This window comes from Cryptosporangium phraense, from assembly GCF_006912135.1.
GTDB classification, from domain to species: domain Bacteria; phylum Actinomycetota; class Actinomycetes; order Mycobacteriales; family Cryptosporangiaceae; genus Cryptosporangium; species Cryptosporangium phraense.
The window spans coordinates 148,248-161,220 of sequence record NZ_VIRS01000004.1; the positions used below are offsets into that span (position 1 = coordinate 148,248).

The 12,973-nt window shown below is 71.5% G+C and carries 10 protein-coding genes; 8 read left to right on the plus strand and 2 right to left on the minus strand.

Going from position 1 to position 12,973, the window contains the following annotated elements; translation table 11 throughout:
• The 3 genes from FL583_RS07670 (at position 1) to FL583_RS07680 (ending at position 5,314) form a co-directional block, all read left to right on the plus strand.
• Positions 1-3,606: a CHAT domain-containing protein gene (locus FL583_RS07670; RefSeq protein ID WP_142703773.1), complete on the plus strand. Its 3,606-nt coding sequence runs from the start codon at positions 1-3 to the stop codon at positions 3,604-3,606.
• A gap of 65 nt (positions 3,607-3,671) precedes the next feature.
• Positions 3,672-4,469 (plus strand): PrsW family intramembrane metalloprotease, encoded by a 798-nt coding sequence (locus FL583_RS07675; RefSeq protein WP_142703774.1) that lies wholly within the window; start codon positions 3,672-3,674, stop codon positions 4,467-4,469.
• Between the two features lie 44 nt (positions 4,470-4,513).
• Positions 4,514-5,314 carry an SDR family NAD(P)-dependent oxidoreductase gene (locus FL583_RS07680; protein ID WP_142703775.1) on the plus strand — a complete coding sequence of 267 codons (801 nt, stop codon included), beginning with the start codon at positions 4,514-4,516 and terminating at the stop codon, positions 5,312-5,314.
• 66 nt (positions 5,315-5,380) lie between these two features.
• Here FL583_RS07680 and FL583_RS07685 read toward each other — a convergent pair whose 3' ends face one another.
• Together FL583_RS07685 and FL583_RS07690 are read right to left on the minus strand one after the other, a co-directional pair.
• The gene (locus tag FL583_RS07685) at positions 5,381-6,565 is read right to left on the minus strand and encodes a zinc-dependent alcohol dehydrogenase (protein WP_142703776.1); all 1,185 of its coding nucleotides are present in this window, start codon (positions 6,563-6,565) and stop codon (positions 5,381-5,383) included.
• A 56-nt stretch (positions 6,566-6,621) separates the two neighbouring features.
• Positions 6,622-7,803 carry a sensor domain-containing phosphodiesterase gene (locus FL583_RS07690; RefSeq protein ID WP_142703777.1) on the minus strand — a complete coding sequence of 394 codons (1,182 nt, stop codon included), beginning with the start codon at positions 7,801-7,803 and terminating at the stop codon, positions 6,622-6,624.
• A 119-nt stretch (positions 7,804-7,922) separates the two neighbouring features.
• Here FL583_RS07690 and FL583_RS07695 point away from each other — a divergent pair, with 119 nt between their 5' ends.
• From FL583_RS07695 to FL583_RS07715, 5 genes are all read left to right on the plus strand, one after another.
• The gene (locus FL583_RS07695) at positions 7,923-9,785 is read left to right on the plus strand and encodes a sensor domain-containing diguanylate cyclase (protein ID WP_142703778.1); all 1,863 of its coding nucleotides are present in this window, start codon (positions 7,923-7,925) and stop codon (positions 9,783-9,785) included.
• A gap of 238 nt (positions 9,786-10,023) precedes the next feature.
• Positions 10,024-10,500, plus strand: a complete 477-nt coding sequence (locus tag FL583_RS07700) for a hypothetical protein (RefSeq protein ID WP_142703779.1) — start codon at positions 10,024-10,026, stop codon at positions 10,498-10,500.
• Between the two features lie 14 nt (positions 10,501-10,514).
• On the plus strand, positions 10,515-11,207 hold the full coding sequence (locus FL583_RS07705; RefSeq protein WP_142703780.1) for an SDR family NAD(P)-dependent oxidoreductase: 693 nt from the start codon (positions 10,515-10,517) through the stop codon (positions 11,205-11,207).
• 115 nt (positions 11,208-11,322) lie between these two features.
• Positions 11,323-12,102 carry a hypothetical protein gene (locus FL583_RS07710; protein WP_142703781.1) on the plus strand — a complete coding sequence of 260 codons (780 nt, stop codon included), beginning with the start codon at positions 11,323-11,325 and terminating at the stop codon, positions 12,100-12,102.
• A 15-nt stretch (positions 12,103-12,117) separates the two neighbouring features.
• Positions 12,118-12,942 carry an SDR family oxidoreductase gene (locus FL583_RS07715; protein WP_142703782.1) on the plus strand — a complete coding sequence of 275 codons (825 nt, stop codon included), beginning with the start codon at positions 12,118-12,120 and terminating at the stop codon, positions 12,940-12,942.
• The last annotated feature ends 31 nt before the right edge of the window (positions 12,943-12,973 follow it).

The following is a 12,973-nucleotide window of genomic DNA, read 5'->3' on the forward strand; positions in this document are numbered from 1 at the left end:
GTGACCTCGGGGGGCGGGAATTTCGACGAGGCGTCCGATCTTCTCGATCGCGCGCAGGAGACGCCGGACGACACGGTCGTCGCGGCCGCTGTGGACGCGTGGAGCCGGTTGGCCGCGTCCTACCCGGATGACGCCGACACACTGCGAAGCTACGGGCTCGCACTCGATGCCCGGTACGAGTTCGGCGGCGATCCGGACGATCTCGATACGTCGATCGAGATCTTCCGGACGGCGCTCGGCCGGGCCGGGGACGCGGACGATCGGCACCGGCTCCAAGTCCTGATCGGAATGGGTTTCGTCTCCCGAGCCCAGCTGACCGGAACACCGGCCGACTGGGACCGCGCCGTCGCCGAACTCCGGACGGCCGCGTCCGAGGCGCTGGACGGCGGGCTGACGGCGGGGATGCTGGGCGGGGCGCTCCTGATGCGCACCGATCGCGTAGGCACCGACCTGGCGTCCTTGAACGAGGCCGTCGACTGGTTCCAGCGTGCCGTCCAGGCCGGGAGCGCCGACGGATGGCTACGCGTCGGCCTCGCTGAAGGCCTGTGGCGCCGGTACGAATTCGCCGGAGATCCATCGGACGTCGACGCGGCGATTTCGGCGGCCCGCGAGGCCCTCGGGGAGGATCCCTCGGCGGTCGGCGGAGCGTGGGGAGTCCTCGGGCTGGCCCTCCAATCGCGGTTCGAGCGCACGAGCGACCGCGCCGACCTGGAGGCGGCCGTCGAGGCGCTCCGAATCAGTCTCGACGGCGATCCCGAGGACGCCGGTCGCCTGAGCGACCTCGGTCAGGCTCGAATGGCGCGGTACGTGGCCACCGGCGATCCCGCCGACCTGAATGCCGCCGTCAGCCTCACCTCCCGGGCCCTCGAAGTCTCCGAGACCGGCCCCGCGGAGGTGACGAGCCGAGCGAACCGGCGATCCAATCTCGCCGCCGCTCTGATCCTCCGGCACACGGTGGTCGGGAGGCCGCAGGACCGGGAGAACGCGATCGCGCTGCTGCGTCGATCGATCGCGGATCGGCCACCCGGCCATCCGGCCAACGTCACCGACCTGGCCAACCTCGGTAGCGCGCTCCTGCTGGCTTACCAGGAGAGCGGCGACCCGCGGCGACTCGAGGAAGCCCTCGCGGTTGGCGCGTCCGCGATGACGGTCCCCAGCAGTCCGGTGGAGATGGGCAGTCTGGCCGCCAACCTCTCGACCATGCGTCAGGCCGCGTTCGTCACCACGAGTTCCGACGACGACCTCGACGACGCGGTCGGCCGCGCGCGGGAGGCGCTGGCCGCCGTTCCCGACCGGCACTACCAGCGCGCCCGGCTCTGGTACGCGTTGGGCCTCTCGCTGTTGACCCGGTACGAGCGTCGCGGCTCGGTCGCGGACCTCGACGAAGCCGTCCAGGCCGGCCGGAGCGCGGTCGGCGCCACCTGGCCCGGCCATGCGATGCGGCCGCTCGCCCTCTCCGCGCTGGGCTCCGCACTGCTCGTGCGGGGCACCGGGCTGGGCATCGGGGCCGACCTCGACGAAGCCGTCGTCGCTTCGCGCGGAGCCGTGACTCAGTCACCCGCCACCGCGCTGGACCTCGGTGTCTACCGCGGGCAACTGGCCGCGACCCTGCTGGCCCGAAACACCGCGCACGATCTCGACGAGGCCATCGACGTGCTCCGCACCGCGACCGCCTCCAACCGCCTGCTGTTCAACCAGCCGATCCTCCTCACCCGACTGAGCACCGCGCTGGAGGGGCGGGCGCGTCGCACCGATTCGCTCGCCGATCTCGACGAAGCCGCGGCCGCGCTGGACGACGCTCTCCGCCTGACGCCGGCCGACCATCGCTACCGAGCACTCGTGCACTCCGTCCGCAGCGACGTCGCCGCACGGCGGTACGCGCTGACGGAGACCCGCGCCGAGCTGGACCGAGCGATCGAACTCGCCCGGGACGCGGCCGGCACCGCTCGAGCCGACGATCCGTACCGCGCCCGGTATCTGGCCGAACTCGCCGTGCTGCTGCGCGAGAGAGAGGAGCCGACCGACCTCGACGAGGCTCGCGACGCCTACCTCGAGGCGGCCGCCATCCCCACGGCGACGCCCGCCCTGCGCGTCCGCGGCGCCCGGCACGGGGGTTTGATGCTCGCCGCCACCGATCCGGCGCGGGCCGCCGAATTCCTCGAACAAGCGGTGCGGTTACTCCCCGAGGCGGTCCCCCGCCGGCTGGCCCGCAGCGATCAGCTGACCGCGATCGACCGGTATCCCGGCCTGGCCGGAGACGCGGCGGCGCTGGTCCTCGCCGATCCGACCCGTCCCGGGGCCGAGCGCGCGGCGCGGGCCCTCACGCTGCTGGAAGCCGGCCGAGCCGTCCTGCTGAGTCAGGCGCTGGACGTGCGAACCGACCTCGACGAATTGCGCCAGGCCGCGCCCGCACTCGCGACGCGATTCGGCGAGCTCCGCGAGCGGCTGGACGCGGTCCAGCACGAGCCGATGTCGACCGGCGACGGCGCGTCGGCGTCCGCGGCCGATTCCCGCCAGGAACTCGTCGAGCGCTACGCGGACGTCATGACTCGGATTCGCGCGACGCCGGGATTCGCCGACTTCGGCTTACCGCCTCCGGTCGAGAAACTGCTGGCGGAGGCGTCGGAAGGACCCATCGTCACGTTCAACGTCGGCGGATCGCGCAGCGACGCTCTGATCGCGACTCCCGATGGGGTCCGTGTGGTGGCGCTGCCGGATCTGAGCCAGGACGAGGCCATCAACCAGGTCAACCGATTCCGTGACGCGCTCCGGCTCGACGACCAGTCCCGGCTGGGGGAAATCCTCGAGTGGCTCTGGGATGTCGCGGTCGGGCCGGTGCTGGAGGTGATCGACGCCCCGCGCGTCTGGTGGGCCACCGGAGGACTGCTCGCGCTGCTTCCCGTCCACGCGGCCGGGCGGGCCGACGGGTCCGTCTCCGCGCTGGACCTGGTCGTCTCTTCCTACACGCCGACCATCCGGGCCCTGGCGCATGCGCGCCGGCTGGCCGCCCGGCGCACCGGGCCGGCCGGGCGTTCGCTCGTCGTCGCGATGCCGACGACGCCCGGGCTCGGCTCCGTCGGTGATCTGCGCTACGCCGCCGAGGAGGCGCGACGGGTTGCGTCGCTGCTGCCCGCGCCGACGTTGCTCGACGACGGACGCTCGGCCACCCGTGACGCGGTGCTCGACGCGTTGCGGACGTGTGGCATCGCGCACTTCGCCTGCCACGGCATCAGCGACTCGTCCGATCCGTCCCAGAGCCGGCTGCTCCTCGGCGACCACCCACTGACGGTCGCGGACCTGTCGGCCGCGGATTCCGGCGAAGCCCGGCTGGCTTTCCTCTCGACGTGCGACAGCGCGCTGGCCGGGCGTCTCTTCGACGAGGGCATCCACCTCGCGTCCGCACTCCAACTGGCCGGCTTCCCGCAGGTCGTGGCCACGCTCTGGGAGGTCTCCGACCGGGTCGCGGCCAGGTTGGCCGAGCACTTCTACCAGGAGCTGCCCGGACGCGGCGGCGCGCACGCCCTGCACACCGCGGTCACGGCGCTGCGCCGACGCTACCCGGCGACGCCGTCGCTCTGGGCCTCCTACGTCCACGCCGGTGTCTGACGACCCGATGTCTTCTGTGCGACATCGGGCCATGATCTGATACTTGCCGGGGAAGGGAGCGGGTCATGGAGCACGCGCGTCGCTGGTCTTGGGTGGGCGTTCTGGTCGTCGGGCTGGCGTTGTTCTGGCTCGTCCGCCGAGCCACGCTGCACACCGACAACCCGAACCTGATCCCCTCCCTCATCCTGCTCGGCGCAGCCGTCATCCCGGTCACGTTCGTCGCGTTCATCGCCGGACGTCGGATCGCCTACGGGGTGTCCGGCGGGACGCTGGCCCTGACCGCGCTGATCGGCGGGGTCATCGGCGTCGTCACGGCCGGCGTGCTGGAGTTCGACACGCTGCACGACCTGGGCATGCTGCCGATGGTCGCGGTCGGGCTGATCGAGGAGTCGGCGAAGCTGATCGCGCCGCTCGCGCTGGTGTTCTTCCTGAAGCCCCGGCGCCCGGCCGACGGGTTGCTGATCGGCGTCGCGTCCGGGGCCGGGTTCGCGACGCTGGAGACGATGGGCTACGGGTTCGTCGAGCTGATCCGGTCGAACGGCAGCATCTCCGCCCTCGACGACGTGCTGTTCCTGCGCGGGGTGCTCAGCCCGGCGGCGCACATGGCGTGGACGGGCCTGACCGCGGCCGCACTCTGGTACGCCGCCGAGCGCGGCTGGCAGACGTCGGCCGTCCTGCGTTTCGTCGGAGTGTTCGCAGTGGCGGTCGCGTTGCACGCGACCTGGGATTCGTTGGCGAACACCGTCGCCTACCTGATCCTGGCGATCATCAGCCTCGGCCTCCTCGGGGTCACCACCCACCGGGCGTCGGTCGAGTCCCGGTCGACTCTGCTGTCGCCGATCGCTCGCGAGAAGCACGCATAGGTCCGACCTCTCCGGGCACGTCAGGGCCCGAGGAGGTGACCGACATGGCGGAACAAAACCCCTTTGCGGTCGTGACCGGGGCATCGAGCGGAATCGGCTACGAACTGGCCCGGCTGTTCGCGGCCCACGACTTCGACCTGTTGCTCGCGGCCGAGGACGAGGACATCGTCGCGGCAGCGATCGACCTGCGCCGGGACGACGCCCACACGGTCGAGGCCGTCCGGGTCGATCTGGCGACCGAGACCGGCGTCGAGCAGCTGTACCGGGCGATCGAGTCGTCCGGGCGAGCGGTGGACGCGATCGCGCTCAACGCGGGGCGGGGAGCCGGCGGGGACTTCACGCGGGAGACCGACCTGCGTGACGAGTTGGAGATCATCGACGTCAACGTCCGGTCGACCGTGCACCTGGCCAAGCGGGTGCTGCCGGGCATGGTGCGGCGGGGCGCGGGCCGGGTGTTGTTCACGTCGTCGATCGCCTCGACGATGCCGGGCACCTATCAGGCGGTCTACAACGCCTCGAAGTCGTTCGTGCAGTCGTTCGCCGAGGCGATCCAGGCCGAGCTGAAGGACACCGGGGTGACGGTCACGTCGCTCATGCCGGGGCCGACCGACACGAACTTCTTCGAGCGCGCCGACATGATGGACACGAAGGTCGGGGCCAGCGACAGCAAGGACGACCCGGCCGACGTGGCCAAGCAGGGCTTCGAGGCGCTGATGGCCGGCAAGCCCCGGGTGGTGGCGGCGAGCTTCTCCACCAAGGCCCAGGAAGCCGCGGCGAAGGTGATGCCCGACCGGCTCAAGGCCGAACTGCACCGCAAGATGGCCGAGCCCGGCTCGGCCGAGTGATCCGGCGGCCGGGCCGCGTTCGCGGCCCGGCCGGCCCGATCAGGGCTTGAGGACGACCCGGCCCGATCAGGGCTTGAGGACGACCTTGATGCAGCCGTCCTTCTTCTCCTTGAACATCTCGTAGGCCTGCGGCGCCTGCTCCAGCGGCACCGCGTGGGTCCGCAGGTCCTCGGTGCCGAGCGGGTCGCCGTCGCCGGTGAGCGCGGGCATGATCTCGTCGACCCAGCGCTTCACGTGGGCCTGTCCCATCCGGAGCGTCACGCCCTTGTCGAACAGGTCCATCATCGGGAACGGGTCGGCCTGACCACCGTAGACGCCGATGATCGAGACGGTTCCGGCCCGCCGCACCGAGGCGAACGCGGTCCGCAGCGCGGCCATCCGGTCGACCCCGACCTTGTCGATGGCCTTCTTCGCGAGCGCGTCCGGCAGCAGGCCGGCCGACCGCTGGGCGAACTCCTGGAACGGCGTCCCGTGTGCCTCCATCCCGACCGCTTCGATGACGCCGTCCGCGCCGCGTCCGTCGGTGAGGTCGGCGATCGCGGCCGGGACGTCGTCGCACTCCCGCTCGTCGATGACCGTGATGCCGTGCCGACGGGCCATCTCCAGCCGCTCCGGGACGTTGTCCACGGCGATGACCTGGTCGGCGTTGAGGTAGCGGGCGATCCGGGCCGACATCTGGCCGATCGGACCGAGCCCGATCACCGCGATCGTCTGCCCGGGCTGGAGGTCGGCGTAGCGGACGGCCTGCCAGGACGTCGTCAGCACGTCGGACAGGTAGAGGAACCGCTCGTCCGGGTGCTCGTCGGGCACCTTGATCGGGCCGAAGTGCGCCTGCGGGACCCGCAGGTACTCGGCCTGGCCGCCCGGGACCTGCCCGTACAGCTTCGTGTAGCCGAACAGCGAGGCGCCCTTGCCCTGGTCGACGTTCTGCGTCGTCTCGCACTGGGCGTAGAACCCGCGGCTGCACATCCAGCAGGACCCGCACGAGATGTTGAACGGGACCACGACCCGGTCGCCGGGCTTGATGTGGGTGACCCCGGACCCGACCTCTTCGACGATCCCCATCGGCTCGTGCCCGAGGATGTCCCCCGGGTCCAGGTACATCCCGAGGACGTCGTAAAGGTGCAGGTCGGAGCCGCAAATGGCGGTGGAGGTCATCCGGACGATCGCGTCCGTGGGTTCCTGGATCGTGGGGTCCGGAACCGTTTCGACCGAGACCTTCTCCGTGCCCTGCCAGGTCAAAGCGCGCATCGTGGCACCTTCCCGTCCGGTTGTCGTCCGGGGCGTGATGCCCGATCGAGCCTTACCTATTCGGTGAGGGCGCGCACGGTCATCGGCAGCGGACCCGGCTTGGCCATCAGGTAGCCCTGCCCGAGTTCGACGCCGAGTGCCAGCAGCATCTCCCGCTCGGCCGGCACCTCGATGCCCTCGGCGATCAGCGCGGCGCCGATGTCCCGGGTGAAGGCGACCAGCGAGCGGGTGAGCGCCTGCCGCACCGGGTCGGTGTCGATGCCCCGGATCAGCTCGATGTCGAGCTTGATGGCGTCCGGCCGCAGCTTGAGGATGTGACGCAGGCTGGCGAACCCGGCCCCGGCGTCGTCGACCGCGATGTGGACGCCGGAGCGCTGCAGGCGCTCGGTCACCGCGGTCAGCGCCGCGTAGTCGCTGACCTGGGTGTGCTCGGTCAGCTCGACCGCCAGCCGCTTGCTCGCCCGCTCGATCAGCACGTCCTGCACGGCCGGCGTCAGCAGCGCCTCGGCCGACAGGTTGACGCCCATCCCGATGTCGTCCGGCAGGTCGTCCAGGCGCTCCAGCGCCCGCTGGACCGCCAGCAGCTCCAGTTCGACGCCGAGACCGGCCCGGTCGGCCGCCGCGAACGCGTGCGCCGGGGTCGGCAGCGCCGGGTCGTCGAATCGGGCCAGCGCCTCGAACGCGACCACCTTGCCGGTGCTCAGCTCGACGATCGGCTGGAACACCATCCGCACGGCCCCGGCGTCGAGGATCGACCGGATCCGCTCGGCGTCGTCGCACGGCGCCTTCTGCGCCGGCTCCAGCGGGCTGCCGACGTGCTCGCTGATCAGGTCGGCGATCAGGGCCAGGAAGCGCTCGGACTGCTTGTCGAGATCCGGGTTGGGAGACCGGTTGAGCACGCAGAGCATGCCGCCGACCTGCCCGTCCCGCTGCCGCCAGGGCACGCCGACGTAGGCGCCGATGCCGTGCTGCGCGGTGGCGGTGAGGTCGCGGGTCACCGGGTGCCGACGGGTGTCGGGAATCACCGGAGGGAGCTGCCCGGACACCACCCGCATGCAGTACGAGCCGTCCAGCGACAACCGCTCGTCGAGCGTCACCTTCATCGCGGCCGCGTCGCCGCTGGCCGCCCGGACGATCTGGTCACCCGCGCTGAACTCGGACATCCAGGCGAGGTCCATGCCGAGGTGGCGGCGCGCCAGGCTCAGCAGCCGCTCGACCTGCTCCCAGTCCCCGGACATCCAGCCCCTTCCGGATCACGCGTGACGCCTGGCTCCGGCGGAGTACGGTTCCAGCGGCCACCTGATTTCCATCGGCGTCCATCACCGCCGGCTGAGCAGAACGGGCGGAGGAGGGCGTGATGCGGCGTTCTGGCTTACTCGGAGCCGCATCCACCGACGTCGTTTTGCTAGCACTCGTACTGGGTTGGGTGCTGGTCTCGGCCTGGCTGATCTTCGCCGGCGCGGACGAGCCCGGCCGGACGACGGTGTTCTGGGCGGTCCAGTTCCCCGGCGACTCAGTGTTCTTCCTCAGCGCCCGGCGCCTCACCCGGCACTACCGCGGAGACCGGAAGGCGCACCGGTTCTGGCGGCTGATGGCCGTCGCGGCGGCCGCGTTCATGGTCGCCGACCTGCTCCGGGCGATCGAGGGCGTCGTCGGGCTGGAGTCCACCGCGCCCGGCCCGGTGCAGCTGACCTGCTTCTCGGTGGGCCAGGCGGTGTTCGTCGCCGCGCTGATCGCCTACCCGATGGTGAACGGCGACCGGAGACGGTTCCTGCTCGACGCGGTGATCGTGTTCTTCGGTGTCGGGGCGATCATCTGGTTCCTGCTCACCGACCCGCGGGCCGCGTCCGCGAACAGCCTCGACGTGTTCAGCGCGCTGCTGATCGGGGCCGAGGTCACGCTGGTCGGCTTCCTCGCGGTGAAGCTCGTGCTCAGCGGGCACAGCCCGGTGTCGCTGCCGGCCGCGACGCTGATGATCTCGTCGGCGATCGTGCAGATGCTCCAGACCTCGGTGCTCCCGATCTATGCTGCCCCGCTGAGCGACGGGGCGTCGCTGGCCATCCAGTTGCTGCCGACCGTGCTGATCGCGGCCGGGCCGCGCCTGGAGGTGCTGCGGGTCGGGATCGAACCGGCTCCGCGGCCACCCGAGCCCGGCCGCCCGTACAGCCTGCTGCCGTACGCGGTGGTGGCGGTCGTCCAGTTGCTGCTGATCGGGACGCTGCTCGTCGACCCGGTCGTCAACCTGCGGCTGTGGGGCATGGTCGTGGCGACGGCGCTGGTCAGCACGCTGGTCGTCGTCCGGCAGCTGCTGTCGATGAGCGACAACGAGCGGCTGATCGGCCAGCTCGGGCGGCAGAAGGAATGGTTCGGCTCGCTGGTCGCCCACTCGTCCGACATGACGCTGGTCGTCGACGACCGGGACGTCGTCACGTACGTGTCGCCGGCCGCCGAGCGGGTGCTCGGGATCCGTCCGGAGCGGCTGGTCGGCGTGAAGCTCAGCCAGTCGCTGCACGTCGAGGACTTCGACCGGCTGCAGGTGGGGTGGGCCGCGCTGCGAGCGGCGCCGGGCGCCGCCTGGACCGTGCAGGTCCGCCTACGTACGGCCGGCCGCGGCTGGCGCTGGCTGGAGACCATCAACACGAACCTGCTCGAGGTCCCGGCGATCCGCGGGATCGTCTGCAACTGCCGTGACGTCACCGACGCCCGTGAACTGCAGGAACAGCTCCGCTTCCAGGCCGAGCACGACGTTCTGACCCAGCTGGCGAACCGGCGGCTGTTCACCGAGCGGCTGGCCGGGGCGGGCTCGCCGGTCGGCCTGCTGGCGATCGATCTCGACGGGTTCAAGCCGATCAACGACACCCACGGCCACCACGTCGGGGACGCCGTGCTGGTGGCCGTCGCCGAGCGGATCCGGCGCTGCGTCCGGCCGACCGACACCCCGGCGCGGCTCGGCGGCGACGAGTTCGCGGTACTCATGCCGGGCGCGGCGGCGGCGAACGCGGAGCGGATCGCGACCCGGGTCCGGGCCGTGCTGGCCGAGCCGATCGTGATCGGTGCGCTGCGGCTCTCGGTCGGAGCGAGCATCGGCGTGGCCGTCGGCACCGGCGACGACCCCGACAGCCTGATGCGTCAGGCCGACGCGGCGATGTACCGGATGAAACGCCGGGCCCGGTTCTCGGATGCAACGTGGCCGGCCGAGCCGGCGACGGACGGGGTGTGACTGGCCCGCGACTCGGCGCTGCCCTGGCTGCTGGCCGTCGCCACCAACGTCAGCCAGCACCAGCAGCGGTCGGCCCGGCGTCGGGTGGCGCTGGCCGGTCGTCTGGTCGCCGACCCGCCGGAGGTCGACCACGCCGACGACGTCGCCGCCCGGCTCGACGACCAGCGGCAGATGGCCAAGGTCCTGCGGGTGGTCCGGCTGGCTGGCGCCGGTCGCCGCGGCCGTCGCGGTGCTCGTCGTGCTGGGCGTCGTCGTCACCGTGCTGCGCGGCCGGGGGGACGACCGTGTCGTGCCCGCCACCAGCACCCCGAGCGCGGTGCCGTCGTTCATCGGGCCGCCACCGACCGGACGGATCGAGTCGATCGTGCCGGAGTGCGCGAAAATGTACGGGAACGGCGTTCCGGTGGCAGCCTGCTCGACCTGCACTGGATCTCGGCCCCCTAGCTACGGCGGGCGGGTGGCCGCGAACGTCGCCAAGATGACGCTGACCGTGGGCGACGACACCGTCGACGTGCACCTGCAGGACCACACGTTCGCGGTCCGGTACGACTACCAGGGCAAGCGGCCGGATCCGGTGCTGAAGGCCTTCGACGCGAACGGGAACGCCCTGCCGGGCCCGGGCTACGCCGGGTGCCTGACGCTGCCCAGCGGCGAGCGGCTCAGCGACGCCCCGCCGAGCGGCGGCACGTGCCCCCAGGCGGTCGCCTGGCCCTGAGTAGCGTGAGGGCCATGGATCTCGACGGGGCGGTAGTGCTGGTCACGGGGGCGTCGGCCGGTATCGGGGCGGCGACGGCCCGGCTGGCGGCGAAGGCGGGTGCCCGGGTGGTGCTCGCCGCTCGTCGCGTCGATCGGATCGAGGCGCTGGCCGACGAGCTGCCGGACGCGATCGCGATCCCGACCGACCTGGCCGACTCCGGCCAGATCCCGACCGCGGTGCAGGTCGCGCTCGACACCTACGGCCGGATCGACGTGCTGGTCAACAACGCCGGGCAGGGCCTGCACGTGCCGCTGGAGGAGGTCGAGGCGGACGACTTCCGGGCCGTGCTGGAGCTGAACGTCGTGGCCCCGCTGATCGCGATGCAGGCGGTGCTCCCGGCCATGCGCCGCCAGGGCGCCGGCGCGATCGTCAACGTCAGTTCGGGGACGTCACGCCGGGTCTTTCCCGGGCTCGGCGCGTACGCGGCGACGAAGTCCGCGTTGAACATGCTTTCGGCGGTGGCGCGGGCCGAGTGGGCCGCCGACGGCGTCGTCGTCTCGACGGTCTACCCGGTGATCACCGCCACCGAGTTCCACGACGTGCTGCGGGCCGGGTCGCTGACCGCGCGGCCGGGCATGCCCCCGGCGCAGTCGCCCGAGCAGGTCGCCGAGGTGATCCTCGAGCTGATCCGGTCGGGCGAGGAGGAGGCTGTTCTCTCGTACTGAACCGCTTCTGTTCGGACCGTGACGGTACGACCGTCCGGCGCGGCACGGGGTGATCACGCCCGCGCCTCGACCATGGCGTTACCGATTCCAGGTCCGAGAGGAGCGAGGTAACACCATGAGCTACGACCACTACCAGGACCCGAGCCAAGGGGGCTGGTCCGGGCCGCCGTACGCGGTGAGCCCCGCCGGGCCGGTGGAGAACCCGTACCCGCCGGCTCCGAACCGGCCCAACACCGTGCTGATCGTCGTCGTCACCGTGCTCACGACACTGGTCGTGAGCGCGCTCGTCGTCTGTGGGCTGGGGACGTTCGGCGTCGTGCTGATCGGGGCGTCGGCCGACTCGTCGACCTCGGCGTCCCCGTCGTCGTCATCCTCGTCGGCATCGCCGAAGCCGAGCGCGACCGCGTCGCCCGGCGGGGAGCTCGTGCGGCCGGCCGGAGCGCCGTTCAGCTACCGGATGCCGGTCGGCTTCCACTCCCAGCCGGCGCCGACCTCCAGCGGCGGTCCGACCCCCACCGACGGGGCGAGCCCGCAGGCCGAGCCGCTGACCGAGTACTACGAGACGTGGTCGGCCCCGACCGGCGGATCGGTGTGGGACTACCTCTACGTGGCCTCGTTCCCGCTCACCGAGAACGCGAGCGACGGAGCCTTGACGACCCGGCTCGACACGTGGGTCACCCAGATCGGCCAGGACCCCAGCACCCGCGCGGCCGTGAAGGTGGGCAAGTACTCCGCGTACAAGTACTCGTTCGCCGACGCGGCCAAGGGCGCCTGGGACTACTTCGTCTACGACGGGCGGACCGTCGTCGACGTGACCTGCTCGTGGTCGTCCGACCAGGTCGACATCCAGCGCGGCTGCCAGGAGCTGCTGAAGACGCTGACGGTCACCGGCTAGAGATACGGTCGAGCCATGACGTCAAAGGTCTGGTTCATCACCGGTTCGTCCCGCGGGTTCGGGCGCGAGTGGGCGATCGCCGCGCTCGACCGCGGTGACCGCGTCGCGGCCACCGCCCGGAACACGTCCTCGCTCGACGACCTGGTCGCACAGTACGGCGAGAACATCCTGCCGCTCGAGCTCGACGTCACCGACCGGGCGGCGGCGTTCGCGACCGTCAAGACCGCGCACGACCACTTCGGGCGCCTGGACGTCGTCGTGAACAACGCCGGCTACGGGCAGTTCGGGATGATCGAGGAGATCTCCGAGGAGGAGGCGCGGGCGCAGTTCGAGACGAACGTGTTCGGGGCGCTCTGGGTGACGCAGGGCGCCCTGCCGTTCCTGCGGGAGCAGGGCAGCGGGCACATCATCCAGGTCTCGTCGATCGGCGGGATCTCGGCTTTCATGAACATCGGCATCTACAACGGCTCGAAGTGGGCGCTCGAGGGGTTCAGCCAGTCGCTGGCGCTGGAGGTGGCTCCGCTCGGCATCCACGTGACGCTGGTCGAGCCGGCCGCGTACTCCACCGACTGGGGCGGCTCGTCGGCCCAGCACGCCACGCCGATGCCGGCCTACGAGAAGGTGCGCGAGATCTCGGCCGAGAACCGGAAGAAGCGCGTGTCGTCCCCCGGGCATCCGGAGGCCAGCCGGGCGGCGATCCTCAAGGTCGTCGACGCCGAGAAGCCTCCGCTGCGCATCTTCTTCGGCGACGGCCCGCTGGCGATCGCGACCGCCGACTACGAGTCACGCCTGGCCGAGTGGCGCGAATGGGAGCCGGTGAGCATCGAGGCCCACGGCTGAGTTGTCGGGGGCGCAGGAGTGCGCCCCCGGC

Excerpts from the sequence above, each read along its gene's own strand:
- FL583_RS07675 (WP_142703774.1), top strand. The coding sequence starts at position 3,672 with ATGGAGCACGCGCGTCGCTGGTCTTGGGTGGGCGTTCTGGTCGTCGGG.
- FL583_RS07680 (WP_142703775.1), top strand. The coding sequence starts at position 4,514 with ATGGCGGAACAAAACCCCTTTGCGGTCGTGACCGGGGCATCGAGCGGA.
- FL583_RS07685 (WP_142703776.1), bottom strand. The coding sequence starts at position 6,565 with ATGCGCGCTTTGACCTGGCAGGGCACGGAGAAGGTCTCGGTCGAAACG.
- FL583_RS07690 (WP_142703777.1), bottom strand. The coding sequence starts at position 7,803 with ATGTCCGGGGACTGGGAGCAGGTCGAGCGGCTGCTGAGCCTGGCGCGC.
- FL583_RS07695 (WP_142703778.1), top strand. The coding sequence starts at position 7,923 with ATGCGGCGTTCTGGCTTACTCGGAGCCGCATCCACCGACGTCGTTTTG.
- FL583_RS07705 (WP_142703780.1), top strand. The coding sequence starts at position 10,515 with ATGGATCTCGACGGGGCGGTAGTGCTGGTCACGGGGGCGTCGGCCGGT.
- FL583_RS07710 (WP_142703781.1), top strand. The coding sequence starts at position 11,323 with ATGAGCTACGACCACTACCAGGACCCGAGCCAAGGGGGCTGGTCCGGG.
- FL583_RS07715 (WP_142703782.1), top strand. The coding sequence starts at position 12,118 with ATGACGTCAAAGGTCTGGTTCATCACCGGTTCGTCCCGCGGGTTCGGG.